At 53.7% G+C, this 23,097-nt stretch carries 25 protein-coding genes; 14 read left to right on the forward strand and 11 right to left on the reverse strand.

Features of this window, described 5'->3' with window-relative positions; translation table 11 throughout:
• The first annotated feature begins 5 nt into the window (after window positions 1-5).
• Window positions 6-1,034 carry a nickel/cobalt transporter gene (locus ACT3T6_RS09535; RefSeq protein ID WP_226913401.1) on the forward strand — a complete coding sequence of 343 codons (1,029 nt, stop codon included), beginning with the start codon at window positions 6-8 and terminating at the stop codon, window positions 1,032-1,034.
• Between the two features lie 6 nt (window positions 1,035-1,040).
• On the opposite strand, the gene ACT3T6_RS09540 is transcribed toward ACT3T6_RS09535, so the two are convergent.
• Complete coding sequence (locus ACT3T6_RS09540) at window positions 1,041-1,460, reverse strand: HIT domain-containing protein (protein ID WP_193053317.1); 420 nt, start codon at window positions 1,458-1,460, stop codon at window positions 1,041-1,043.
• Between the two features lie 188 nt (window positions 1,461-1,648).
• Here ACT3T6_RS09540 and ACT3T6_RS09545 point away from each other — a divergent pair, with 188 nt between their 5' ends.
• Window positions 1,649-1,780 carry an entericidin A/B family lipoprotein gene (locus ACT3T6_RS09545; protein ID WP_087105855.1) on the forward strand — a complete coding sequence of 44 codons (132 nt, stop codon included), beginning with the start codon at window positions 1,649-1,651 and terminating at the stop codon, window positions 1,778-1,780.
• Window positions 1,781-1,911: 131 nt separating this feature from the next.
• Window positions 1,912-2,229 (forward strand): I78 family peptidase inhibitor, encoded by a 318-nt coding sequence (locus tag ACT3T6_RS09550; protein ID WP_226913400.1) that lies wholly within the window; start codon window positions 1,912-1,914, stop codon window positions 2,227-2,229.
• Here the strand turns inward: ACT3T6_RS09550 and ACT3T6_RS09555 are convergent.
• From ACT3T6_RS09555 to ACT3T6_RS09590, 8 genes are all read right to left on the reverse strand, one after another.
• Complete coding sequence (locus tag ACT3T6_RS09555; protein ID WP_172117361.1) at window positions 2,226-2,831, reverse strand: LysE family translocator; 606 nt, start codon at window positions 2,829-2,831, stop codon at window positions 2,226-2,228. The two genes, ACT3T6_RS09550 and ACT3T6_RS09555, sit on opposite strands and share 4 nt — an antisense overlap.
• Window positions 2,824-3,828, reverse strand: coding sequence for an ion transporter (locus ACT3T6_RS09560; RefSeq protein WP_193053315.1), 1,005 nt, complete (start codon window positions 3,826-3,828; stop codon window positions 2,824-2,826). The genes ACT3T6_RS09555 and ACT3T6_RS09560 overlap by 8 nt, the downstream gene beginning before the upstream one ends.
• A gap of 117 nt (window positions 3,829-3,945) precedes the next feature.
• The gene (locus ACT3T6_RS09565; RefSeq protein WP_193053314.1) at window positions 3,946-4,461 is read right to left on the reverse strand and encodes an acyl-CoA thioesterase; all 516 of its coding nucleotides are present in this window, start codon (window positions 4,459-4,461) and stop codon (window positions 3,946-3,948) included.
• Window positions 4,462-4,512: 51 nt separating this feature from the next.
• Complete coding sequence (locus ACT3T6_RS09570) at window positions 4,513-5,823, reverse strand: short-chain fatty acid transporter (RefSeq protein WP_193053313.1); 1,311 nt, start codon at window positions 5,821-5,823, stop codon at window positions 4,513-4,515.
• Window positions 5,824-5,953: 130 nt separating this feature from the next.
• On the reverse strand, window positions 5,954-7,243 hold the full coding sequence (locus ACT3T6_RS09575; RefSeq protein WP_193053312.1) for an MATE family efflux transporter: 1,290 nt from the start codon (window positions 7,241-7,243) through the stop codon (window positions 5,954-5,956).
• A gap of 11 nt (window positions 7,244-7,254) precedes the next feature.
• Window positions 7,255-7,503, reverse strand: a complete 249-nt coding sequence (locus tag ACT3T6_RS09580) for a YfhL family 4Fe-4S dicluster ferredoxin (protein WP_087105869.1) — start codon at window positions 7,501-7,503, stop codon at window positions 7,255-7,257.
• Window positions 7,504-7,583: 80 nt separating this feature from the next.
• The gene (gene coaD / locus ACT3T6_RS09585) at window positions 7,584-8,078 is read right to left on the reverse strand and encodes a pantetheine-phosphate adenylyltransferase (RefSeq protein ID WP_193053311.1); all 495 of its coding nucleotides are present in this window, start codon (window positions 8,076-8,078) and stop codon (window positions 7,584-7,586) included.
• Window positions 8,075-9,958, reverse strand: a complete 1,884-nt coding sequence (locus tag ACT3T6_RS09590) for a beta-ketoacyl synthase (RefSeq protein WP_193053329.1) — start codon at window positions 9,956-9,958, stop codon at window positions 8,075-8,077. Before ACT3T6_RS09590 ends, coaD begins: the two co-directional genes overlap by 4 nt.
• Window positions 9,959-10,168: 210 nt before the next feature.
• On the opposite strand from ACT3T6_RS09590, the gene trmB reads away from it, so the two are divergent.
• From trmB to glnE, 4 genes are all read left to right on the forward strand, one after another.
• Window positions 10,169-10,834: a tRNA (guanine(46)-N(7))-methyltransferase TrmB gene (gene trmB, locus ACT3T6_RS09595; RefSeq protein WP_193053310.1), complete on the forward strand. Its 666-nt coding sequence runs from the start codon at window positions 10,169-10,171 to the stop codon at window positions 10,832-10,834.
• 162 nt (window positions 10,835-10,996) lie between these two features.
• On the forward strand, window positions 10,997-12,424 hold the full coding sequence (gene dacB, locus ACT3T6_RS09600; RefSeq protein ID WP_193053328.1) for a D-alanyl-D-alanine carboxypeptidase/D-alanyl-D-alanine endopeptidase: 1,428 nt from the start codon (window positions 10,997-10,999) through the stop codon (window positions 12,422-12,424).
• A gap of 31 nt (window positions 12,425-12,455) precedes the next feature.
• Window positions 12,456-12,827 (forward strand): diacylglycerol kinase, encoded by a 372-nt coding sequence (locus ACT3T6_RS09605; protein WP_193053309.1) that lies wholly within the window; start codon window positions 12,456-12,458, stop codon window positions 12,825-12,827.
• Between the two features lie 28 nt (window positions 12,828-12,855).
• Window positions 12,856-15,810: a bifunctional [glutamate--ammonia ligase]-adenylyl-L-tyrosine phosphorylase/[glutamate--ammonia-ligase] adenylyltransferase gene (gene glnE, locus ACT3T6_RS09610; RefSeq protein ID WP_193053308.1), complete on the forward strand. Its 2,955-nt coding sequence runs from the start codon at window positions 12,856-12,858 to the stop codon at window positions 15,808-15,810.
• Between the two features lie 146 nt (window positions 15,811-15,956).
• Here the strand turns inward: glnE and ACT3T6_RS09615 are convergent, their stop codons facing one another.
• Window positions 15,957-16,328: a hypothetical protein gene (locus ACT3T6_RS09615; protein WP_172117370.1), complete on the reverse strand. Its 372-nt coding sequence runs from the start codon at window positions 16,326-16,328 to the stop codon at window positions 15,957-15,959.
• A 132-nt stretch (window positions 16,329-16,460) separates the two neighbouring features.
• Between ACT3T6_RS09615 and ACT3T6_RS09620 the strand changes: the two genes are divergently transcribed.
• The 6 genes from ACT3T6_RS09620 (at window position 16,461) to ACT3T6_RS09645 (ending at window position 21,857) form a co-directional block, all read left to right on the forward strand.
• Window positions 16,461-17,495: a methyl-accepting chemotaxis protein gene (locus ACT3T6_RS09620; protein WP_193053307.1), complete on the forward strand. Its 1,035-nt coding sequence runs from the start codon at window positions 16,461-16,463 to the stop codon at window positions 17,493-17,495.
• Between the two features lie 243 nt (window positions 17,496-17,738).
• Complete coding sequence (locus tag ACT3T6_RS09625) at window positions 17,739-19,364, forward strand: BCCT family transporter (RefSeq protein WP_193053306.1); 1,626 nt, start codon at window positions 17,739-17,741, stop codon at window positions 19,362-19,364.
• Between the two features lie 43 nt (window positions 19,365-19,407).
• On the forward strand, window positions 19,408-19,572 hold the full coding sequence (locus ACT3T6_RS09630) for a hypothetical protein (RefSeq protein ID WP_172117332.1): 165 nt from the start codon (window positions 19,408-19,410) through the stop codon (window positions 19,570-19,572).
• 153 nt (window positions 19,573-19,725) lie between these two features.
• Window positions 19,726-21,072 (forward strand): MFS transporter, encoded by a 1,347-nt coding sequence (locus ACT3T6_RS09635; RefSeq protein WP_193053305.1) that lies wholly within the window; start codon window positions 19,726-19,728, stop codon window positions 21,070-21,072.
• Between the two features lie 24 nt (window positions 21,073-21,096).
• Complete coding sequence (locus ACT3T6_RS09640; protein WP_172117374.1) at window positions 21,097-21,606, forward strand: retropepsin-like aspartic protease family protein; 510 nt, start codon at window positions 21,097-21,099, stop codon at window positions 21,604-21,606.
• 71 nt (window positions 21,607-21,677) lie between these two features.
• On the forward strand, window positions 21,678-21,857 hold the full coding sequence (locus ACT3T6_RS09645) for a PLDc N-terminal domain-containing protein (RefSeq protein ID WP_172117375.1): 180 nt from the start codon (window positions 21,678-21,680) through the stop codon (window positions 21,855-21,857).
• 102 nt (window positions 21,858-21,959) lie between these two features.
• Here ACT3T6_RS09645 and ACT3T6_RS09650 read toward each other — a convergent pair whose 3' ends face one another.
• A complete protein-coding gene (locus ACT3T6_RS09650; RefSeq protein ID WP_254908543.1) occupies window positions 21,960-22,094 on the reverse strand; it encodes a hypothetical protein in 135 nt (44 codons plus the stop codon).
• A 220-nt stretch (window positions 22,095-22,314) separates the two neighbouring features.
• Between ACT3T6_RS09650 and ACT3T6_RS09655 the strand changes: the two genes are divergently transcribed.
• Window positions 22,315-23,073, forward strand: a complete 759-nt coding sequence (locus ACT3T6_RS09655) for a winged helix-turn-helix domain-containing protein (protein WP_287078335.1) — start codon at window positions 22,315-22,317, stop codon at window positions 23,071-23,073.
• Window positions 23,074-23,097 lie beyond the last annotated feature (24 nt).

Raw genomic sequence — 23,097 nt, forward strand, 5'->3', positions numbered from 1 at the left:
GCTTTATGCGATCACTCGTTATGCGCAGGCCCATTATGCTGATTGCGCTATTAGCACTTGCTGCTGGGGCAGTGATATTTTTATGGGAAGGGGGATTACAGGGCACAAGCTACCAGATGCTGGCTTGGCAGCGGAGCTTTAACCGCTCGCTCACGCTGGCGATTACCGAGCTTGCCCGCGAACCTTCTCAAGCCACCTGGTGGGTATTATTGAGCGTCAGTTTTGGTTACGGCGTTTTTCACGCGGCAGGGCCTGGGCACGGGAAGGCGGTGCTGGCAACGTATCTGGCCTCTCATGGGGGCGCCGTGCGGCGAGCATTAGGGCTTTCGTTTGCCGCGTCGCTGTTGCAAGGCGTGACTGCCATCGTCATGGTAGCCATTCTGGTGCACGGCCTGGGGTGGCTAACGCGTCAGGCCATGGGCAGTGTTGTTTGGGTTGAGCAGGCCAGTTTTTTACTCATAACGCTATTGGGTGTTTGGCTATGCGTTCGGGCTTACAAGCAGCTGCGCCGCGCTTATCAGCCTATTGCGTTTTATCCGGTTCAGCACGACCACGGCAATGGCCATCATCTCAATCACGATCACAGCCATGGCCACCACCACTGCTGTGGCGGCGCGCATCATATTGAACCCGAGCAAGCGTTGGATTGGCGTACCGCCATCATGACGGTCGGTGCGATTGGTATGCGTCCTTGCAGTGGCGCGGTACTTTTACTCGGCGCCGCCAGCCTATTGGGGCAGTTTTATATTGGCGTTTTATCGGTACTGGCCATGTCGTTGGGTACAGGAATGACGGTGTCGGCGTTGGCGCTTGCCAGCGTGTTTGCACGCCGCTGGGCAACGCGGCGTTTAGCCAGGCAGCAGCACGCTTCTCAGTCGGCGCATAAAGTGGTGGGCTGGGCGGCGCTTGCCGGCGGCATATTGATTGTTCTATTGGGCGTTATGCTTGTCACGACGAGTGTTTCTCAACCTGCCGGGGCGCCCTTGCTTGGCGAGCCGCCCGCAAGGCAAAGCAGCCCGCTTTTAAGGCCCTGACAGCAGCTAAGCGTTTAAGCGGTCAATATGCGCAATAAGTTGATCGCGCAGGTCGGCAAGTGACTCCAACTCATACGGTTCGGCGCTGCCATTGCCCCATACCGGCGCAGGCCAAGTGGCATCAGCCTGGTGGCGCACGACCACGTGGATATGCAGCTGTTTGACGACGTTGCCCAAGGTGGCGATATTCAGTTTATCGCCCTCGAAGAGGGTTTTCATCACGCTGCCCAGTTGGGTGGCTTCCCGCCATAGCTGGGCCTGGTCAGGCTCGGAAAGCTCAAATACTTCGCTGATATTATTCAGCCGAGGCACCAGAATCACCCAAGGATAGCGCGCATCATTCATTAACAGCACACGGCAAAGTGGCAGGTCGGCGATGGGGAAGGTGTCAGCGTCCAGACGTTGGTCGAGAGTGAAATCGTTCAAAGAGCGCGCTCCAGGTAGTCTTCAATGGTGTATATGATAGCCGATGCTTTGGGTAGATGACGCGGTGTAGGGAGCAACCTTCGGGAAAACAGGCGAAATTACCCAAACACTGTTACGCTAAAAGTACCCCTTGGAAAGGGTAGGCGCTACCAGAGGCGCTGTTGCTAGACACGTTAAGGAGAACTCAAATGAAAAAGCTTTTAGCGACTGGTTTTATTCTACTTATGACAGCAGGCGCGTTGGCCGGTTGTAACACGGTGGCTGGCGCAGGCCAGGATGTGGAAAGAGGCGGCCAGGCCGTTCAGGACGCCGCAAGCTAAGGTCCATGAACCCTTGACGATGTTGAGTGGGCCAGGCAATTGCCTGGCCCACTGTGTGTTTGGCCTGCAGGTTAATAATCATTCGGGGTAGGTTTATGAATACGTGGCGATCCACTTATGGGTTTCAGTACATGAAATTATTAGCCGCCAGCGGCGGCATTATTCTGCTTTCTGCATGCGCTGCCGGTTCTGACACGGCTAGAACGTCGGGTTCGGGCGATCAAAATGGCCAACCGGTATCCATGGACAGCTGCGATACCGCCTCAATTCGCTACGCCATAGGCGAGGCCTTCGATGAAGCGAACGTTTCGCAGTTGCAAAGCGAAAGTCAGTCGCGCCAGGTGCGCGTGCTACGTCCAGGCGATGTGGCCACTATGGACCACCGGCCGGACCGCTTGAATATCCATGTTGATAGTAATGAAACGGTCGAAGCTTTACGCTGCGGTTAGCGCAATATCAGCACTACACAAGCGGCGGTGAGCACTCCCATGGTGACGTTAAATATTCGCCAGGCACCGTCGCTTTTAATCCAATGACCGATCGCCATGCCAAACCCCGCCCATAGCGCCAAACAGGGGAAGGCAACCAGCTCTACAAAACCCACCAGGATTAACGCGTTTGCAACGGTTGAACCCTGATCAGGAATAAACCCCGCGATTAACGCAAGCCCCATGACCCACGCCTTGGGATTGGCGAATTGAAACGCGGCGGCCTGCCAGAAGGTAAGGGGTACGCTGTGTGCCTTGCTCTTTAAATCAGGCGGTGGCGCGCTGGCAATTTTCCATGCGAGGTAGAGCAAGTAAGCACTGCCTAACCAGCGCAGGGCGAACTGTAGGGAAGGATAGCGCTCAAACAGCACGCCTAACCCCAAAGCAATACTGAAAAACAGCAAAAAGCAGCCGCCGACAATACCCACCATATGTGGCAGCGTGCGTTTAAAGCCAAAGTTGGCGCCTGACGCGGTCAACATAATGTTATTAGGGCCGGGCGTTAGGGTCATCGACATCATGTAAAGGGCGGCTGGCCCAAGAATAACCCACTGACTATTCATAACGATCCTTCCAACGCTGGCGATTCACCTGCTCTTTAAGCATTTCAAGCATATCGTAAAGCACCAATTCTGTGATTCGTTGGCTGCCTTCATCGACGGTCAGCCAGCTGTTAAAGCCGCTCTCTGCGGTGCGTTCAACCACTTGCCTAAACTCGGGAGAATGGATACCCAGCGCAAGCTCATCCACTAACCGTTGGGCAACGCCGCTAATAGATGCCTGCATGGCATTCGTGGCGGTTTGGCCCATCGGCAGGCGGTGCAAGCGCTGAATCTCGGGGCTTTCACGTAGCGTGCGGCTTACAAGTTCATCAATGGCTTGCATCGCGTGCGTGCGATTTTGTTGGTACGCCTCGCCCACGGTACTTTCCAGACGCTGCACAATTTCACTAATCAACTGCTTTTTGCGCGGCATGATGACTCGGTCGACCACCCGCTCAGTTAGCGAGTCGCTGGACAGAATTTGCTGCTGTACATTGCCCAAAAGCCGTAGCGCGATACGATCAGAAAGTTCTTCAAGCAGGATATCGTAATATTTAAAGAAAAATTGATATATCGACCAGTGAGTAATATTAATAAGCCGCAGACGATGTAAGCGATGAAGTAATGACACCACACGCAGTATTCTGAGTAGGCGAAAACCGCTTAATGGAATACAGCCCAGAACGTCATACCAGTGCACAAAGGGGTAGAAAAACCAGCGATGATAGCGCCTTTCGGCCACGGCGACGGTCCAGCCCAGCAGAACATCGGCAACAAAAAAAGCGACAAAGAACAGATCAATCGTAAAAAAGCGGCTATGGACTTGGGTGTCGTAAAATGTATAAAAGGTGGGTGCCAGGCCTGCAATGGCCTGGTTAACAGGCTCGATTAAAAACAGTGAATCAAACAGCAAAAGCCCTAAATTAAGCACCACCGCGATGAGAATCAGTAAATCCCAGCCAATATGAGCGTACTCAACGGGCTTGGGCAATTGTGGGTAGCGCCGTCTGGTGGGCATGTAACCTCCTTGTGAATGGGTATTAAAGCAGCATCAAGCGCTTAGCCCACCTGATTCGGCCGCTGCCTGCGACACCTCGTAATATCCGGGCTAGCCTATTAAGCCTGCGCCTGGCAGTTAAGCCTGCGCCTGATAGTGCTGCTGGGTAAGTTTTTCTTCCTGCTCTGTCTGTTTACGATGCTTTTTTCGCAGTGCTGCTTTTTCAAAACGGAGCTGTTGAATAGGGGTGGTAAGCGTCAAAGGGGGAACGCTGGCAGGTTTTCCGTCAGGGTCCACCGCGACCATGGTGAGGTAGCAACTATTGGTATGGCGGATGAGCTTATTACGGATATCTTCGGCGACCACCTTAATGCCGATCTCCATTGAGGAGCGACCAACATGGTTAACGCAGGCCAAAAAAGTGACGAGTTCGCCCACGTGAATGGGCTGTTTAAATAGCACCTGGTCGACGGAAAGGGTGACGACATAGTGCCCCGAATAGCGGCTGGCACAAGCGTAAGCGACTTCATCCAGTTTTTTAAGAATAGCGCCCCCGTGTACTTTACCGCTGAAGTTCGCCATATCGGGCGTCATTAGTACGGTCATTGACAGCTCATGCTGCCCTGGTAAGGCCGTGTGTGCGGCATCTGACATAACGTGTCCTTGGTTAACGCTGCCCGCCCTGTGGGGCGGGCAGATAAAAGCTTAGAACCAGACCAAGCCTATGGAAATAATCACCCCGGTGACAAACAGCTGAATCAGGCAGAAGCCCATAATATCTTTGGCTTTTAGGCCTGCGATGGCAAGCACCGGCAGCGCCCAGAAAGGTTGCAGCAAGTTCGTCCAGGCATCGCCCCAGGCAACGGCCATAGCCACCCGTGAGATATCGGCACCCAGCGCCTGGGCCGCTGGCAGCATCACGGGCGCTTGCACTGCCCACTGGCCGCCGCCGGAAGGCACAAACAGGTTAACAATGCCCGCGCTAATAAACGACCAAAAGGGCAGCGAGGTTGCTGTCGCAAACGAGATTAGCCACTCCGACATGCTTTGGGCCAAGCCTGACTGCACCATAATGGCCATAATGCCGGCATAAAACGGAAACTGAATAACGATGCCAGCGCCACCCTTAATGGCTTCGTTAAGGCTAATCAGTAAACTGCGTGGCGTGCGATGAAGTACGATAGCTAAAAACAGAAACAGAAAGTTCACGATATTCAGGTTTAAGCCGCCGCCCCGAAGAATAAAGTGATCAAGCAGATACAAAAGCCCTGGCACGCCCACCAGTAGCGAAAGTACCAGGCTATTTTCGAGTTTTTCCGCCGGGCGGGTAATACGCTCCTTCGACGCGGGGGCATCTTCAAGCAGCTTGTTATCGACATACACACTGTCTTTTTCGTCGGGCAGCATTAACCGATTAACCAGTGGTACCGCAATAAACAGACACACAACAATCGCCAGGTTAAAAAAGGCGAAGATCGTTGAGCCGGTGCCAATCACGCCAATCGCATCGGCAGTGAAGTGTCCTTCGGTGGCGATAGTCAGCGGCACGGAACCCGCAAGGCCACCGTGCCACACGATGAAGCCCGAGTAGGCACTCGCCACGAGCAAGCGGTAATCCACGCGTACCAACCGAGCTAACTCCTTGGCAAACAGTGCCCCCACCACCAGGCCAAATCCCCAGTTAATCCAGCTGGCCACAAGCGAGACCAGCGTCACCAGGATAATCGCGCCACCGGCACTTTTTGCCGTTCCGGCAAGCTTTTGCAGGATACGCTTCACGGGTGGTGAGCTTGCCAGCATAAAGCCGGTTACCAGGACCAGCAGCATTTGCATCGAGAAGGTTAACAAGCCCCAAAAGCCGTCTCCCCACATGCGCATCACCGCAAGGGGCGTTTGGCGCTCCACGGCAATGGCGGCAGCGGCCGCCACGATCGTCAGTAGCAAAACAAAAATATACGGGTCGGGTAGATAACGCTCAACCAGCTTAACCGCTGGTTTCGATATCATTTTTAGCATGGCGGGCTCTCTTGTTTGTTATAGGAAGTACATGGCTAATATACGGTGATGCGCCATGGCTTTCACATTTAAAGACGTACTTTAGAACGATAGCGCAGCTAGCCAATAACGGGAGGACGGGTTTAAACGCTTATTGCCAACGCGAGTGCCGGTAGCGTCGATAGTAACCAATCAATACACCCGAGCGCACCGTAATAAACAGGGTAAAAGCGAACCATAAGCCATGATTGCCTAGCCCTTGGGTCAGCCACCAGGCCGGCAGGTAAACCAGCATGGCGATAAAGATACTATTACGCATTTCACGCACGGCGGTAGCACCAATAAATACGCCATCCAGAAGATAGCTCCAAACGGCAATCAGCGGCATCACCACCATCCACGGAAGGTATAACGCGGCGGCAGTGCGTACTTCGTCAAGCCCGGTTAAAAGTGCCACCAACTGATTGCCGCCAAGGGCAAACCCCAGTGAGGCACCGGCCGCTGTCCAAAAGGAGAATTGGGCTGCCCTGCGAACAATGAGTGAAAGCTCCTGCCAGTCACGGCGACCAAAGGCGCGACCCACCAGCGATTCTGCCGCGTGGGCAAAGCCATCCAGGGCGTAGCTGGTGAGCATAATAAATTGCAGTAGCACCGCATTGGCGGCCAGCACCGTATCGCCTTGGCGCGCCCCTTGAGCCGTAAAGAAGGCCATGACGAACAGCAAGCCAAGCGTGCGTACAAACAGGTTGGCGTTGATATTGAAAAGGGCCGTATAGGCCGACAGTGCCAGCAGGTGTACACGCGATAAATGCCCAGAAAGCGTTTTAAGTTGGCGCGTCACCAAATAGCCGCCAAACGCTAGTGCACTGTAGTCGGCAATAACGCTTGCCCAGGCAACGCCATTGCTGGTCATGCCCAGGCCCACCACAAACCACAGGTCGAGCACGATATTGACGCTGTTGGTCAGCAACAAAATCATCAGCGTAACGCGAGAGTTTTGTTGGCCTAAAAACCATCCCAATATTGCATAGTTGGCCAACACGGCTGGCGCCGACCATAGGCGTATTTCGGCATATTCACGGGCCAGCGGCGTAGCTACCTCGCTACCGTCCAGCAACCAAAGCCCCAGGGAAATAAGCGGTGACGAGAAAAGAATCAGCAGTGCACCAATCGCCCCAGCAATGATCAGCGATTGGCCCAGTAACAGGCGCACATCGCTATCACTTTCACGGCCGATAGCCTGAGCGACCAGCCCGGTGGTGCCCATGCGCAAGAAACCAAAGCCCCAGTAAAGAAAGCTGAAAAGAGTGGCGCCCAGCGTCACCGCCGCCAGATAACGTGAATCGGGCAGATGCCCAACCACCGCAGTATCGACCAGACCCAGCAGCGGGACGGTAATATTGGAAAGGATAATTGGCCATGCGATGGCCCATATACGCACGCGATCGTCGCTTAGGCAGCGGTAATAATGCGGTACTTCTCTAACAGCTGCTGCTGCGTTTCCTTGCGTGCCGGGTCAAGCGGAATACAGTCTACCGGGCAAACCTGCTGGCACTGTGGCTCATCGAAATGGCCAACGCACTCGGTGCACAGGTTTGGATTGATGATGTAAATCTCTTCGCCGGGCGAGATAGCATCGTTCGGACATTCGGGCTCGCAGACGTCACAATTAATGCATTCATCGGTGATCATCAGTGCCATGGGCATACCTCGCAAATGGCTGGCACACCCGGGAATAGCGGCAAGAAATACCCGAGTGTTTTACTCAACAATGTTAGTGGTTACGTAGTGTAGTGCTTACGCAAGGCTTCTGCGACCTGGGAAGGTACCAGTGGTGAAATATCGCCGCCCAATTTGGCAATTTCACGCACAATCGTGGAGGAAATATACGAGTTTTCTACGCCAGGCGTTAGAAAAACGCTTTCCAGCTCCGGGTTTTGAGCGCGATTCATGTTGGCAAGCTGAAGTTCGTACTCAAAATCGGATGCGCCACGCAGACCACGTAAAATGATGGTGGCGCCTTGCTCGTGCATAAAGGTCGTCAGCAGATTGGAAAAACCCACTACTTCAACGTTGGAAAGCGACGCACAGACGTCTTTAGCCAAGGACATGCGGGCTTCTAAATCAAGGCTTGGCCGCTTGCCGGGGCTGGCTGCTACGGCAATGATGACCTTCTCGAACATCCTCGCGCCACGCGCTATAAGGTCCATGTGACCGTTGGTAATCGGATCAAAAGTGCCAGGGTACACGGCAATATTGACGCGTGGCGTGTTCATTCCGAGGGCTCCTCGTTGATGCTACCAAAGGGGTTATCACTGGTAAGTGATACCGCCTGGGCATAGCCTGGAATATGAATGCGGTCAGCGTGAATATCCAGCTCCGGCCCTTCCAGCACCTCTTCGCCAAACTGATAGCGCGGCGCATAGTGGCCTCTATCCGCTTGAGCCAGATAGGCATCTGCCTGGGCGCGTACGGTTTCACGACGCGTTTTCCAAGCATTGATGGCATCGGCGCCATGGCGCTGGAGCAACAGGCGCTCAGTAACATCGGGTGAAAGCACCACGCCGGTGGCGTTATTGCCGCCAAAGCCCTTGGCATTAATAAAGGCAGCATCTGCCTTAAAGGCGATAGGGGGTTGGAAAAAACGCAGCCGGTCGGCGTAGACATCGTCAGCCACTTCATTAAGCGTGGGGATGCCGGGCAATATGTCATGGGCAAAACTGCCGAGCGCGCTTACCAGCTGGTCGCCCGCTGCCGAGCCTTGGGAGTGGCCAATAAATGACTTGATGGCGACGACTGGCCAGTCGGTAATCCCATTCGCACGGGCAATTTCATCCAGCACATGGGACTCAGTCGTGCGATTTTTCGGCGTACTGGTGCCGTGAGCATGCAGAAAACTGCGCTCTCTTAGTGCTTTTTCGCCTAACAGGTCACGCACCAGCGATGCGGCCTTGCCCAGGGTAATGTAATTGCCAATACCCGGCGCGGAAATCGAGCGTTTAAAGCCGTCAGCGTTAACAAAGACATCCGGTACCGAGCCCAGAATGTCTGCGCCCAGTTCAAGCGCCAACGCGTCATCCATCAACAGGATAAACTGGCTGGCTTCGGCCATGGTAAAACCACAGTTAAGCGCAAACGGTCGGCTGGCGCGCTGGTAATCCGCATCTGTTAATAGCTCCAGGGCATCCAGCGCTTTTAAGCTAGCGTCGTCTGCCAGGGCGCCCATCGCGCGAAAACCTTCAATAATTTCCGGGGTGATCGGCGCGTCAGCGGTGCCTACCATGACCACTCTGCGTCGCCCCGAACGAATATCTTCAGTACCCAAGCGCAGGTTATAGAGAAAACTGGCGCAGGCGCCTAATACCGCCCCGGTACTGCCAACGCTACCCAGCACATAGGCATTTAAAAAGTCGGCGGGCATTTGCCCGTACCCTAACGGCATCTGTTTTGAGGTGGCGCGTTGACCGCTCACCAAACTCTTCATCAAACCGCCCCAGCCAGCATCATCCAACTGACCAATGGAGTTGCCTGCATAAACAGCGATGTGGTCAGGATTAAGCGTTTGGCGCAGCGTCTCCCAGGATAAACCGCTGGCACCCAAGCAGTCGCTGGCGCCAAAAATCGCCATCGAGAGTCCGCGAGGGTGATGCACGCTGCGGTACAGGCTTGCCGGTTCAAAACCGTGAGGAAGCTGCGCTGCTGCACATACTTTGGGGCGCTGAGCATCGGGCAGCAGCGTCTCAAAAACGCCTGCCGGTACGGTGACCTCTACCTCACGGGCGCCCAGTTCGCGGACCTGCCAGTTTTCCGGTAAATTCTCTGGAAGCTGGCGGCGGCGCAGCGTAAAGCGCAGCGGCTCGCTCAACTGAAGGCTGGCCTGACGATTGGCAGGCAGCCCCGGCTCCAGGAACCTGGGGTCCTCGTTGCGGCGAACCAATGTGTGGTTAAGCACCTGATCACGTAACGACTGAGCAGGCGAGTTTACGGGCTGGCCTGCGCGATCGTGCCACCCTTTTTCGGAGTGCTCGACAAGCTGCATAAGGGCCGCCAGGCCCTCCAGGGTCTGGCGCTGCTGGTCAGCGGGAAGGGCATCAAGCACGGTACGACGGAAGGCCTGATGGCCTGAGGTCCTGCCGGCGGGATTGATGCCGCCCATGCCGACAATCACCGGTAAGTGTGACAAGCCGGGTTCCTCGTGGTGCGGTGGTTTTTAATAACAGTTATCGTCAATGGCAGGGTAAAAAGTACGCGGCCATTGAGCTTAATAAATATCTCGGGCGTGATCATAGCACCGGGCACCTTATGACGTCATGCTGCAAGCGCAGGAGACTGATAGAATCACCTCTTTTTAAGTCTGAGGGATGGCATGCAGAACACTTCTCGCCCCGTTATATCCAATCAGCCAGGCCCTCACCATGATCTAGCGCGCCGGGTCGATCGAGCGTTGGCGACGCCACTACGTAAACCTATTGCGGCTCATACTCAGGAAGCATTTGAGCAGGCTAACCGCTGGTATCAAGCGCGTCATGCTCCGCTGATCATCGATGCCGGGTGCGGTGTTGGAATTTCGACCCGCCAACTGGCTGCACAGTTCCCTGACCATGCCGTGATCGGGGTCGACCGCAGTGAAGATAGGCTAGGGCGTGATCATGGCGCGCTACCGGATAATGCGTTGCTGGTCCGGGCGGACCTGGTTGACTTTTGGCGCCTAGCGGATCAGGCGCGGTGGCAACCTGAACGCCACTATTTGTTGTACCCCAATCCGTACCCCAAGGCCGCTCATTTAAAGATGCGCTGGCATGGGCACCCGGTTTTACCCACACTGTTGGCACTTGGTGGCCAGCTTGAGGTGCGTTCCAACTGGCCGCTTTATATTGAGGAGTTTGCCTTGGCAGTCGCGCAAGTGACGGGAAGGCAAGCAGACATCGGCGTATGGACGCCCGATAGTGAGTACTTAACCCCCTTTGAAGCTAAATACGATAAAAGTGGCCAAACGCTTTGGCGCTTACAGGTTCAACTCGAGCGCTTATAACGTTTGTGTTAGGTGAAAAACCTGGCCTGTCCGCGCGGGTGGATATCGCCCTGATAGTGGTAGGTGTGGTGGTGATGCACGTGTTTTCAAAATGAATAGACATTGAGGCCGATAACAGTGACGTACTTCTTTAAAGCAACGGTGCGCAAGTGGCGTGTGACGATGATCGCCGGGGTAGCCGCCGCTTCACTACTGGCGAGCCCTGCGCTATTTGCCGATTTTAGCCGTTTGGGGCGGTTGCAGGATAAGGGGTTTTCGATAAGCGCGGAGGCGCGCCTGCTTGATACTGATGCGTCTGAGTTGCTAGGAAGCATTAACCCGGCGAGCCAGATGGCGCCCGCCTCTGTTACCAAGGCCTATATGGCGGCCGCCCTGTTAAATCGCTTTGGCCCTCAGCATCGCTTTACCAGCCAGCTGGTAAGCAGTGGCGTGATCGATAACGGCATTTTGCGTGGGGACCTGGTGTTTGAAGGCGGCGGCGACCCTGGGCTTACGACAGAAAATCTATGGCGCCTGGTGCAGCGCTTACAAATGGCCGGTGTTAATGAAGTGGATGGTGCGCTCGTCGTAAGCCAGTGGCGTTTTGGCCCTGTCGACTGTATTACCAGCGACCGCTGCAACGCCCGCACCCGTGTGACCAATGCTTATAGCGCGCCGCTTACCTCCGCGGGGGTTAATTTCGGCAGCTGGTGTGTCAACGTAGCCCCTTCTCAAGTGGCGGGTGAGCCCGCTCGTACCACGCTTTGCGATAGCCAGTTACCATTAATTGATATCGATAACCAGGTCATCACACGTCCGGCCAATAGCGGAACCGAAATTAGCGCCGAGCGCGTAACCGATGAGCGTGGCGATGTAATGCGCCTGAGTGGGCAAATTTCGACCAACGCCATGGCTCGGGATATTTATCGAGGAGCCGGCGACGCCGCTGAAGAGACCGCGCAGATACTGCTTGGCATGCTAAACCAGGCGGGCATTGCTGTCAGGGACCCATGGCGTGTCACTTCCACTCAGCCTCTTGCCAGTGCGAAGCGCTTGGCGGCGGTGGATAGCCAGCCGCTACAAGAGCTCCTGCTGCGCACCATGAACTACTCCAATAACTATATGGCTGATGTGCTGGCCTTAAACCTGGTGGAAACGCCGCAAGCCCAGCTGCGTCAGGCGGGTTCAGCGCTGGAAGTTTATGCCGAGAGCTTATCAGGCCACGGTCCTGTCACCTTATATAGCGGTAGTGGACTGACGACAGAAAACCGTACCTCGGCTCATGGCGTTAATGTAATGCTGGAGGACATGTATCTGAAGAGTTCGCTGTTTCCAAGCTTCGTGGCCGCCTTTCAGTCGCCTGCCAACGGCGTCATGCGATTTATTCGACGCGGCTCATCCACGTTTCAAGATAACGTCATGCTCAAAACAGGTACGCTGAATCAGCCTTTTGCCGTACGCGCTGTAGCAGGTTACTTTCGTACGGCCTCCGGGCGTTGGGGTGTTTTTAGTGTATTGGTGAACGGAAGTGGTAACACTCCTTATATAAGCTGGTCTGAGGTGCTTGATCCGTTGTCGCTCGATTTGGACGCAATGATTCTGGCTAATTAATTTCCTCGACGCTTAAAGTGAGACGACTTGCATGAAACCAGAGCATACCGGTCTAACCCATTTGGTGTACTCAACACGCTACTCTTGGAAAGGATTAAAGGCTGCCTTTCGTAACGAAACGGCCTTTCGCCAGGAAGTGTGTATTACCGCCGTGTTGTTGCCTTTTGCCTGGTGGATCAGTAATGACTCGCTAAGCTGGTTACTGCTGGTGGGCAGCTTGTTTCTCGTGCTCATTGTTGAGCTGTTAAACAGTGCGATTGAAAATGTGGTCGACCGCATTGGTACAGAGCATCACGAACTTTCCGGGCGGGCCAAGGATATTGGGTCCGCCGCCGTCATGCTGTCGTTAATAATGGCTGGGCTTACCTGGGGGCTCTTGGGTTGGCAAAAAATCTTTGGCTAGCGTGTAAGCGCTTGGCGGTGAGGTAGCTATGCAACAGGATAATTCGTTTATATCTTTAAACGCGCTGCCTGAGGTGCTTCAGCAAGAGGGCCAAAAGGTGGGCCAGCGGCTGAACGATGCGCTTGGTCAAGCGGATAATACTGCCTCATTGACCCAGCAGCCGCTGCCCTCGGAAGGTTGGCAAGCGCTTACTCAACCACGCCGCGAGGCGCTGGCCAAGGTGCTAAGCGTATCTACCTTTGTGCTGGATACGTTCACCCGCTACCCGGGCTGGCTTGCAACGCTTGAAGCCAACGGCGAATTGGATACGGCACCGGCCCGCCATGATCAACAACAGTGGCTGCACGACGCACTGGAACGCGCAGAAGATGAAGCGGCCATGCAGCGTGTGTTGCGGCGTTTTCGGCGTGCACGAATGGTGGGCATCATCTGGCGGGATCTAAATCGGCCTGATGGTTATACCATGTGGGATACCACTCACGCGGTTTCTCAACTGGCTGAGTTGTGTCTTGAAGCCGCTTTACGTTGGCTTGAAGGTTTTTATGCGCCTCGTTGGGGTATGCCAGCGCCCCGTGCCGATGGCGCTGCCCAGCGCTTGGTCGTTCTTGGAATGGGGAAGCTGGGCGCAGGCGAACTGAATCTCTCCTCTGATATCGACCTGATTTTTGCCTTCCCTGAAAAAGGCGAGACGCAGGGCGGGCGCAAGCCGCTGGAGCATCAGGAATACTTTACCAAGCTGGGCCAAAAGCTGATTGCCGCGCTGGATGCCATGACCGCAGATGGCTTTGTCTTTCGGGTGGATATGCGCTTGCGGCCGTTAGGCGATGGCGGACCGCTGGTAGGCAGTTTTGCCATGCTCTCAAGCTACTATCAGGACCAGGGACGCGAGTGGGAGCGTTACGCCCTGCTCAAGGCGCGCCCGGTGGCGGGAGATATAGAGGCGGGGGTTGAGTTATTGGCTGGCCTGCGCCCGTTTGTATATCGCCGTTACCTGGATTTTGGCGCCATTGAGTCGCTGCGCGAGCTAAAAGCCATGATTAACCGTGAAGTAAAGCGCAAAGGGATGCAGAGCAATATCAAGCTCGGCCCTGGCGGCATTCGCGAAGTGGAATTTGTGGTGCAGGCGTTCCAACTGATTCGTGGCGGGCGGGATACGGAGCTGCAGGTAACGTCGTTGAACACGGCCTTGAATCGCTTGCCCGAGCTGGGGCTACTGCCCCAAGCGGTGGTCGATGAACTAATGCCTGATTATGCATTTCTGCGCGACCTGGAGCACGTCATCCAAGCGCTTGAAGATCGCCAGACGCAAATGCTGCCAACAGATGAGACCGACCAGGCCCGGATTGCTTTTGCCATGGGCTATCAAGACTGGGCACTACTGATGGCGGCGCTTGATGATGTTCGAGAGCGTGTTCGGCGCCATTTTGATGCCGTGATTGCTGACCCCGAGGAGGGTGCGGAAGAAACCAACGACGCAAGCTGCTTGGCGCCTGCGCAGTGGCGTTTGATCTGGCGCAACGAGCTGGAAGCGGACGAAGCAACCGCTTACTTACACAGCGCAGGGTTTGCCGAGCCCGATAAGGTATTGAAGCATCTGCAGAGTTTCTATCAATCGCGCCAGGTGCAAAGTATGCAGCGAATCGGTTTTGAGCGTCTTGATGCGCTAATGCCGCTACTGCTGGCCGCCGTGGCTGAAAATGAGACACCGGATATCGCGCTTGCCCGCGTGCAGCCTTTGATTGAGGCGGTACTAAGGCGAACCGCCTATTTAGCGCTGCTGCGTGAAAATCCTCAGGCGCTTGAGCATCTTATGCGCTTATGCGTTGCCAGCCCATGGATTGCCGAGCGCCTTTCTCGCTATCCGATTCTGCTGGATGAGCTGTTAACGCCAGAAACTCTTTACACCCCAGCGGATAAAGCACGCTTGGCCGATGAGTTGCGTCAAACGTTAAACCGGCTGCCTGAAGATGATGAAGAAGCCCAACTTGAAGCATTGCGGGTATTTAAACATGCCAAAATGCTTCATGTTGCCGCCTCTGATGTCGCTGGTACACGGCATTTAATGAAAGTAAGTGATTACTTAACCTATATCGCTGAAGTGATTCTGGACGCCGTTTTGGCGATGGCCTGGAAACATGTGACCCGTAAGCACGGAGTGCCCAAGGGGCTTAACGACCATGAACCGGCTTTTCTGATTATTGGCTATGGAAAGTTGGGCGGTATCGAGCTGGGTTATGGCTCTGATCTTGATCTGGTTTTTCTGCATGATAGCGACGGTAAAGGGGCTACCGACGGTCATCGACCCATTGATACGCCGCTGTTTTTTACCCGTTTGGGTCAACGCATTATCCACCTGCTAACCGCGGTGACGCCCGCAGGCAGCTTGTACGACGTCGATATGCGCTTGCGCCCCTCAGGCAATGCGGGGCTATTGGTGACCTCGCTTGATGCCTTTGCCGACTATCAACAGCAAAATGCCTGGACCTGGGAGCATCAGGCGCTAGTGCGCGCACGGGTCGTCGCCGGAAGCAGTGCGCTTGCCGAACGGTTTAACCAGATTCGTGGAGACATCCTGGGCAGGCAACGTGATAAACACGCCCTGCGTGATGATGTAGTCAACATGCGCCACAAAATGCGAGACCACTTGGGCAGTAAAACCCAGGAACCGCGCTTTAATTTAAAGCACGATGCTGGTGGCATGGTGGACATTGAATTTCTCTGCCAGTACGCAGTGTTAGCGCTGGCTAACCAAACACCCTCGCTGGCTACCTACAGCGATAATATGCGTATTTTAGAGATGCTTGCCGAGAGTGGGCACTTACCTTCAGAGGAGGCTGAGCAGTTAAAAGAAGCTTATCTGGCCTACCGCAGTAGAACACACCGCGCAGCACTGACTGGCGAGAAACTCATTGGTGAGGTCGATGACTTTAAGGAGCATCGCGCTGCCGTCGAAGCCCTTTGGCAACGCTTTTTAGAGCCCTAAACCAGGGCTTGAAAGTTGGGCTCGAGTAGTTTGTTCTGGAGAATTAGCTTTGCGTCTTTCAGTCAAACGCCGCTATTCAGAACAGAGGAGCCGTCATAAAGGCTTCCTTATTGCTTTGGGAAGCCTCATGCCGATGATTAGCGCCGTTAATCACGCGGCGTTGCCTTGTTATCTTCGTGTGTTTTTACCTCGTAACTTCCTTCCAGAACATCCTGCTGATGTGACCGCGTATGAGGCTCTGCGTAGCCGCCGCCAATATCCTGAGCTTGCTCAGCGCGCATCTGCTCCATTCGCTTTTTCATTTTATGGCGCACAAAAGGCATCATGGCCCAGCCAATTAAAAGAAAGAACAGGCCTAATATGACGCCAACCACCATTAGCACGCCAAACGCCAGCCACGTTAGCAGCAATTTTAAGCTGCCCATTAGCCCGCCGGGCTGCGACTGCGCTGCGCGTGTACGCCATTGTTGAGCAGCTTGCCAAGCGGCGTTACGTTGATCGCGATTCATCTGTGGCATAAAAGCCTCCATCGTCGTGTGCCTTATTGGAACATAGTTTGTTAGCCAAGTTCACTGAAGGCTGGCCTATATCTTGCTTTACTAGCGTTAGGGAAACGGTTTGCCTTGAAATACCTCCTATAAGGAACGCTCATGCAAGATAATAGTATTCTTGAACTTGCTTACGGCATTACAACGATTACGCGAGAAAAAATCGGCATGATTGAAAAAATCATGCAGCAAACTGAAATTTTGGCTTTGAATGCACGTATAGAAGCGGCAAGAGCAGGTCCCAGCGGTGCGGCCTTCTCCGTCGTTGCTCAGGAGATGGGACGTGTATCCGGTGCGATCAATGAAATCGCCCGTGATTTTCGACACCAGGTGGAGGCGCACACTGAAAGTATTGAAACGGCCGGTACGTCAATGGCCAATGAGTTTCGCGGGCAGCGCTTTACCGATATTGCTTTGAATGCAGTTGAAATCATTGACCGTAATTTGTTTGAGCGCTCCTGCGATGTGCGCTGGTGGGCGACGGATAGCGCTGTGGTCGAGGCCATACAGCATCCCAATCAGCAGCGCTGTGATTATGCGAGCCATCGGCTGGCCACTATTCTGCGCTCGTATACCGTTTATCTGGATTTATGGGTGGCAGATGCAGAAGGCAATGTGATTGCCAGCGGTCGTCCTGACCACTATCCTGGCGTAAAAGGTGTAAACGTAGCCGACAATGAATGGTTCAAGCGTGCCATGAAAACACCTGATGGAGACGCGTTCGTGGTTAACGATATTGAGCACAATGCCCTGTTGGACGACGCAGCGGTGGCAACGTATGCCACGGCTATTCGCAAAGGCGGAGAGAGTGATGGTGTTGCCATTGGCGTTTTAGGCATATTTTTTGACTGGGCCCCTCAGGCAAAGGCGGTTATTGAAGGGGTCGGGTTAACCGAAGAGGAGCAGGCTTGTAGCCGCGTTTTATTACTCGACTCCAAGAATCACATCATTGCAGATACTCAGCAAAATACCGTTGGCAACCGGTATCCGTTAGCACGCGACAGCGAACAACGCGGGTATTATCAGGAGAAGGGGAGCTTGATAAGTTTTGCTGAAACGCCCGGCTATGAAACGTATCGAGGATTAGGCTGGTTGGGTGTTGTTGAATATCAGGTAATAGATAATCCGACTGGATAGGATCGCTAGCACCAAAATGATGCGGCTTGGCTAAAAAAGAGCATTTAATGTTTTATTTTGGTGCAGTGAGCGCGCTAAAGAAGGTGACGGAAAACAATTGTTTGCCCATTTAGATAACGGCGTTAAATACGCATGCCCTTCATGAATAAACGAAGACTGTACATAAACATCGTTAACCCGCTAGGGTTACAACGTCTATGTATAGTTTCTTTCATTCAATTACTTATCTAACAAGGTGGTTGTATGGCAAATCATGGAGGAAAGTCGGTGTTTATTGCATCGGCTGTCATCATTTTCAGCCTGGTAGTAGTGGGCGCAGCCTTTCCCGAAGGGTTCGGAGGTGCAGCCGAGTCGGCTCTCGCATCGGTAACACGGCTTTTTGGTTGGTTTTATCTGTTCTCTGTATTTGGGTTTGTTGTGTTCCTGTTTTCACTCGCCTTTAGCAAGTATGGCAAGGTACGTTTAGGGCCTCAGGACAGTACGCCCAACTACACTTTTTTCTCATGGATCAGCATGCTGCTGGCGGCCGGGTTTGGCGTAGGGCTTGTGTTTTATGGCATGGCCGAACCCATGTCGCACTATATTGAGCCGCCCTACGGTGATGTGCCCGCCGAAACAGAAGCAGCCGCCCGCTATGCCATTCAATACAGCTACTTCAACTGGGGTATTCATCAATGGGCGGCCTTTTCGGTGGTGGGCCTGATCATTGCCTATTTTCAGTTCCGTAAAGGTCAGGCAGGGCTTGTGTCATCGGTGCTCTCATCCGTTACCGCTAAAAGGCCACGGCTTCGCCCGTATGCCTCGTGGCTGGATGTGTTTGCGGTTGTCGCGACCGTGATGGGGGTGGCTACCTCGCTAGGGCTAGGGGTATTACAGATGAACGGCGGCTTGAACGCTGTTTTTGGCCTGCCTGAAAATGGGGTTTGGCAGTTTATTATTCTGCTGGTAATGTTCTGCGCCTATATGGCGTCGACTTGGTCCGGGCTTGATAAAGGTATTAAGCGCCTTTCAAACCTGAACATGGTGCTGTGCATCGGGCTAATGGTGTACGTATTGGTGACCGGCCCGACCATTGCGATCCTTGAAACGATTACGCTAGGCATTGGTGACTACCTTCAGAACTTTATTGGGATGAGTCTACGTATCTCCCCGTATAGTGATAATGAGTGGGCCAGTAGCTGGACGATTTTCTATTGGGCCTGGGTCATTGCATGGTCACCGTTTGTAGGTACGTTTATTGCGCGCGTGTCCCGTGGCCGTACGATTAAAGAGTATGTGTTTGGTGTATTGCTGGTTCCGCCGCTGTTGGCTTGTCTCTGGATTGGCGTATTTGGGGGAGCAGCGCTAAACATGGAGCTTAACGGCACCGATGTAGGGCTAGCGGCCGCCACTCAGGAAAATATCACCGTGGCGCTGTTTAAAATGTTCGAACTGATGCCGTTCTCTAACGTACTTTCTGTTGTTGCCATGATGCTCATCTTTATCTTTTTGGTAACATCGGCCGACTCTGCTTCTTATATCGTGGCGCAGATGACCGACAACGGCTCTATTAATCCCCCGCTTTATAAACGTATTATCTGGGGTGTGCTGATTGCGGCAATTTGTTTAACGTTGATTGTGGCGGGAGGCCTTTCCGGGCTTCAGTCAGCAGCGGTGCTGTCGGCACTACCGTTTACCTTTATTCTGTATATGATGGTCATTGTGCTGGTACGTGAGCTACGCGCAGACCGTAAGGCTATGTTGACCCAGCTTTATCGTCGCCACGGTGAAACGCCTGTTGGCGCCGATGCCTTTGAAGCTGAGCAGATGGGCGAAGAGGAGCGCTTACGCCGTGCACCGAATGTTATCAATCGGCGTATTAATAGCTAGCTGAACTTAATCAGGTCTTCAGGAGCAAACACATGGAGCGAGGATGCTGATGGCTCGGCGAGGACGCCACGGTGCAACACGACGCCAGCCCAAGGGGCAGGCGCTTGAGCGTTGGTTGGATCGCTGGCTGGACCGCGTCGTTACGGTCGCCGTTGTAACGGCACTGGTGATTGGCCTGTCGGCTGTCCTGGCACATTGGCTTTTGTAGGCCAACCTGGTGTAACGCAGTCCTGATTGAAATGCAGTCAAAGCGCCCGGCGATAAGCCGGGCGTTTTCTTATACAGTAAGCTTTAAGCGTTTTGTCATACTTTACAGGCGCTAATGTGCAGGCTTGCCACTGCCCCTAAAGAGAGACTCCCGATGTTGCTAAATGATGCTGCCAAGGCTGCTTCTTCCTACGCTTCACGCCGCGAAATATTCGGCTGGGCCATGTTTGATTTCGCTAATCAGGCGTACACCTTGCTGATCATTACGGTGGTGTTTGGTGAGTTGTTTACCACCGTGATTGTAGGGGATCGAGGCGATGGTTTTCGGTTGGCCAACTTTCTATGGAGCTTGGCGCTAGCGGTCAGCTATTTAATGGTGGTCGTAACGGCCCCACTTTGCGGTGCGATTATGGATTATCGGGCCGAGAAAAAACGCTTTCTGTTTTTTAGCTATCTGGCCACGGTCGTCACCACCGCGATGCTTTACTTTGTATCTCCCGGCTATGTCGTGCTGGGGCTTGTCCTGATTGTGCTGTCCAATTACGCCTACTCCATGGGGGAGTCCTTTATTGCGGCCTTTCTACCGGAGCTTGGGCCGCCTGAAAAGCTTGGCAAGATTTCCGGGTTTGGCTGGTCACTAGGATATATTGGCGGGCTGTTTGCGGCGGGCTTTACCCTCGTCGTACTGGGGGAGGCAACCGTTGAAAACTATGAGCGTATCCGCTGGGTAGGGCCCTTCGCGGCCGGTTTTTTCTTGATTACCGCTATTCCCACCTTCCTGTGGCTTAAAGAGCGCGGCACGCCCAAACCTTCTGGGGTGGCGTACTGGGATATTGCTCAACAGCGCGTACGGTCAACCCTGCATGAGTTGCGCTATTTCAAAGACTTGAGTGTGTTCCTGGTCTCGCTGCTGTTTTCCATGGCGGGGGTCTACATCATTATTGCGTTTGCGTTTATCTATGGTGCCCAGGTGATTGGCTGGGATGAAAGCGTACGTAATATCATGTTTATTATCGTTCAGATAACCGCGGCGGCCGGAGCGCTCGGGTTTGGCTGGCTTCAGGATCGGTTAGGCGCGAAACACACCTATCAAATAACGCTTGGCCTGTGGGTGGTTGCGATTATTGCCATTTGGGCAACGCCCGAAATAACCGCTTGGGCCAATGTGCATTTTGGTTGGCAGTGGCAGGCACAGCATGTCTTTCTAGCGGTTGGTTGCCTGGCGGGGCTCAGTTTAGGGTCTAGTCAGTCGGCAAGCCGCGCCTTGGTGGGTGTGTTTTCACCGCTTGAAAAATCGGCTGAATTTTTTGGCTTTTGGGGTCTGGCGAATAAATTGGCAGGCGTGATGGGCATCGTGATGCTGGGTGTACTGCAAACGATGGTTGGCCTACAAGCGTCTATCCTTTTATGTGCAGGCCTGTTTGTTATCGCAATGCTGATTTGTGCAAACGTTAATGAGCGACGAGGGCGTGATGCCGCCATCGCGTGGCAGAGCGCTTAATATACCGCAAACGGGGAGCACATAATGCAGACAGCACAGCGTGGCAGCATCGTGATGATGCTGCTTTTCTGGGTACTGTTAATCGGCTTGGGTACCTGGTGGCTGGATGGGGGGATGGAAAAAATACTGAACCCTAATGCCCATATCGTGCAGACTGCGACTGACGGCGGCCCCGTTACTTTACAGCGTAACCGTTCGGGGCACTTTGAAGCACCGGGCGAAATTAACGGTGAGCCGGTGACGTTTTTACTGGATACCGGCGCTACCTATGTGGCCGTTTCAGATGAGCTGGCCAATCGGCTGGGGCTCGAACGTGGGCGCAGCGCTTGGTTTAATACGGCCAACGGTCGTGTACAAGGAAACCTTACTCAGCTTGATGAAGTAACGCTGGGGGGGATCAATATCCGCAATGTACAAGGCTCCATCAGCCCCGGCATGGAGAACCATGTCGTGCTGCTGGGGATGAGTTTTTTGCATCTGCTGAATATTGAAATACGCAGCGGCGAAATGGTTCTGAGCCTACCCGATGCATAAGCGATACTTGTGAATAGTGTATTGGTGTGCTTAGCTAAAAGCCCACGGAAACAAATAGGCAAGGAGTGGCTATGGGTATTGAAGTCGGTGGATTACTCGGTCTGATTTGGCTCATTATCATTATTTGGGCCATTGTCAAAGTTGCTAAAAGTTCAGCAGGCGGTCTGGCTAAAGTGCTGTGGATATTAGCGCTGCTGATCTTCCCACTGGTAGGCCTGATTGCATGGCTACTATTAGGGCCCAAAGGATAGCCAGGCGGGCTAAAGGCTGCGCTGCCGGTTAGCGGTGGCGCTGCAAATATCGGCTTTAAAAAAGGCAGGCATCGCGCCTGCCTTTTCTATAAGTATGTACCATTACGCACTGTTTCCATTACTGGGCGGCGCTTTATAGTGGCCAGGGATGGTTACTCTTTCCCCATTGGGTAAATCGCGCACTTGAGTAGGAACATAAACACGCTTGATAACACTTTTAGCTTTACCATCTTTCATGGCTTACTCCTCCAGCCAGATTGTCGACAGTCCGCTGTCTACATTAGTCCTCTGTTTTGGAAGAATCAAGCGGTGCGCGACGGCGAGTAGAGAAAAGCGGCTGCTGCTCAGGAGAAGTGTTTGCTGGGTTTTGAGGTATCCTGTGAACAGGTAACCGGCTACCTTTTGAGAACGACTGACGACATGAATGACTAACTGCCTAAGCGGAGTGAAGGATAAGATGGATAATCACTTGGAACAGAAATTTCAGGCGCTTGGGTCACAAGAAACCGTTATGCCTGACTATCCCGTTCAGGATCATATTCTGATCATAGAGGATGATCAGCGCTTGGCTGAGCTGACTCGCGACTATCTGGAAGCCAACGGTTTCCAGGTCACGCTAGAGGCAGATGGGGTGAAAGGGATGGACCGCATTCTTACGCTACAGCCTGACTTGGTCATTTTGGATTTGATGTTGCCCGGCGAGGATGGTTTGTCGATTTGTCGCCGAGTGCGGCCCAATTTTGCGGGCCCCATCATGATGTTGACGGCACGCACTGACGACGTGGACCAAATCCTTGGGTTGGAAATGGGGGCAGATGACTATGTGCCCAAACCGGTGCAGCCTCGTGTGTTGCTCGCCCGTATGCGTGCCTTGCTACGGCGTGCAGATGGCCCTGCGCCCAATGGCGAAATGCGCCTACGGTTTGAAAATCTGGAAATTGATAATGCGACCCGAGAAGCGTGGCTTGCCGGTGAACGTATTGATTTAACCAGCGCCGAGTTCGACCTGTTGTGGTTACTTGCCCGCAATGCGGGCCGGGTATTGACCCGTGAAGAGATCTTCAATGAGTTACGTGGCATTAAGTACGATGGCCAGGATAGTTCTATCGATGTACGCGTATCGCGTATTCGCCCCAAGGTGGGCGATGACCCCAACCAGCCTCATCGAATCAAGACAGTGCGCAGCAAAGGCTACCTTTTCGTGAAAGACAGCTGATCAACACAGGTAAGGAAAAGGATT

Origin of the sequence: Halomonas sp. 72, assembly GCF_052379785.1 — a bacterium.
Taxonomy (GTDB): domain Bacteria; phylum Pseudomonadota; class Gammaproteobacteria; order Pseudomonadales; family Halomonadaceae; genus Vreelandella; species Vreelandella citrativorans.

What these genes read in the sequence shown, in the direction of transcription:
- ACT3T6_RS09535 (WP_226913401.1), top strand. Translation starts at nt 6, where the DNA reads ATGCGATCACTCGTTATGCGCAGGCCCATTATGCTGATTGCGCTATTA.
- ACT3T6_RS09545 (WP_087105855.1), top strand. Translation starts at nt 1,649, where the DNA reads ATGAAAAAGCTTTTAGCGACTGGTTTTATTCTACTTATGACAGCAGGC.
- ACT3T6_RS09550 (WP_226913400.1), top strand. Translation starts at nt 1,912, where the DNA reads ATGAAATTATTAGCCGCCAGCGGCGGCATTATTCTGCTTTCTGCATGC.
- ACT3T6_RS09555 (WP_172117361.1), bottom strand. Translation starts at nt 2,831, where the DNA reads ATGAATAGTCAGTGGGTTATTCTTGGGCCAGCCGCCCTTTACATGATG.
- ACT3T6_RS09560 (WP_193053315.1), bottom strand. Translation starts at nt 3,828, where the DNA reads ATGCCCACCAGACGGCGCTACCCACAATTGCCCAAGCCCGTTGAGTAC.
- ACT3T6_RS09565 (WP_193053314.1), bottom strand. Translation starts at nt 4,461, where the DNA reads ATGTCAGATGCCGCACACACGGCCTTACCAGGGCAGCATGAGCTGTCA.
- ACT3T6_RS09570 (WP_193053313.1), bottom strand. Translation starts at nt 5,823, where the DNA reads ATGCTAAAAATGATATCGAAACCAGCGGTTAAGCTGGTTGAGCGTTAT.
- ACT3T6_RS09580 (WP_087105869.1), bottom strand. Translation starts at nt 7,503, where the DNA reads ATGGCACTGATGATCACCGATGAATGCATTAATTGTGACGTCTGCGAG.
- coaD (WP_193053311.1), bottom strand. Translation starts at nt 8,078, where the DNA reads ATGAACACGCCACGCGTCAATATTGCCGTGTACCCTGGCACTTTTGAT.
- ACT3T6_RS09590 (WP_193053329.1), bottom strand. Translation starts at nt 9,958, where the DNA reads ATGGGCGGCATCAATCCCGCCGGCAGGACCTCAGGCCATCAGGCCTTC.
- trmB (WP_193053310.1), top strand. Translation starts at nt 10,169, where the DNA reads ATGCAGAACACTTCTCGCCCCGTTATATCCAATCAGCCAGGCCCTCAC.
- dacB (WP_193053328.1), top strand. Translation starts at nt 10,997, where the DNA reads ATGATCGCCGGGGTAGCCGCCGCTTCACTACTGGCGAGCCCTGCGCTA.
- ACT3T6_RS09605 (WP_193053309.1), top strand. Translation starts at nt 12,456, where the DNA reads ATGAAACCAGAGCATACCGGTCTAACCCATTTGGTGTACTCAACACGC.
- glnE (WP_193053308.1), top strand. Translation starts at nt 12,856, where the DNA reads ATGCAACAGGATAATTCGTTTATATCTTTAAACGCGCTGCCTGAGGTG.
- ACT3T6_RS09615 (WP_172117370.1), bottom strand. Translation starts at nt 16,328, where the DNA reads ATGCCACAGATGAATCGCGATCAACGTAACGCCGCTTGGCAAGCTGCT.
- ACT3T6_RS09620 (WP_193053307.1), top strand. Translation starts at nt 16,461, where the DNA reads ATGCAAGATAATAGTATTCTTGAACTTGCTTACGGCATTACAACGATT.
- ACT3T6_RS09625 (WP_193053306.1), top strand. Translation starts at nt 17,739, where the DNA reads ATGGCAAATCATGGAGGAAAGTCGGTGTTTATTGCATCGGCTGTCATC.
- ACT3T6_RS09630 (WP_172117332.1), top strand. Translation starts at nt 19,408, where the DNA reads ATGCTGATGGCTCGGCGAGGACGCCACGGTGCAACACGACGCCAGCCC.
- ACT3T6_RS09635 (WP_193053305.1), top strand. Translation starts at nt 19,726, where the DNA reads ATGTTGCTAAATGATGCTGCCAAGGCTGCTTCTTCCTACGCTTCACGC.
- ACT3T6_RS09640 (WP_172117374.1), top strand. Translation starts at nt 21,097, where the DNA reads ATGCAGACAGCACAGCGTGGCAGCATCGTGATGATGCTGCTTTTCTGG.
- ACT3T6_RS09645 (WP_172117375.1), top strand. Translation starts at nt 21,678, where the DNA reads ATGGGTATTGAAGTCGGTGGATTACTCGGTCTGATTTGGCTCATTATC.
- ACT3T6_RS09650 (WP_254908543.1), bottom strand. Translation starts at nt 22,094, where the DNA reads ATGAAAGATGGTAAAGCTAAAAGTGTTATCAAGCGTGTTTATGTTCCT.
- ACT3T6_RS09655 (WP_287078335.1), top strand. Translation starts at nt 22,315, where the DNA reads ATGGATAATCACTTGGAACAGAAATTTCAGGCGCTTGGGTCACAAGAA.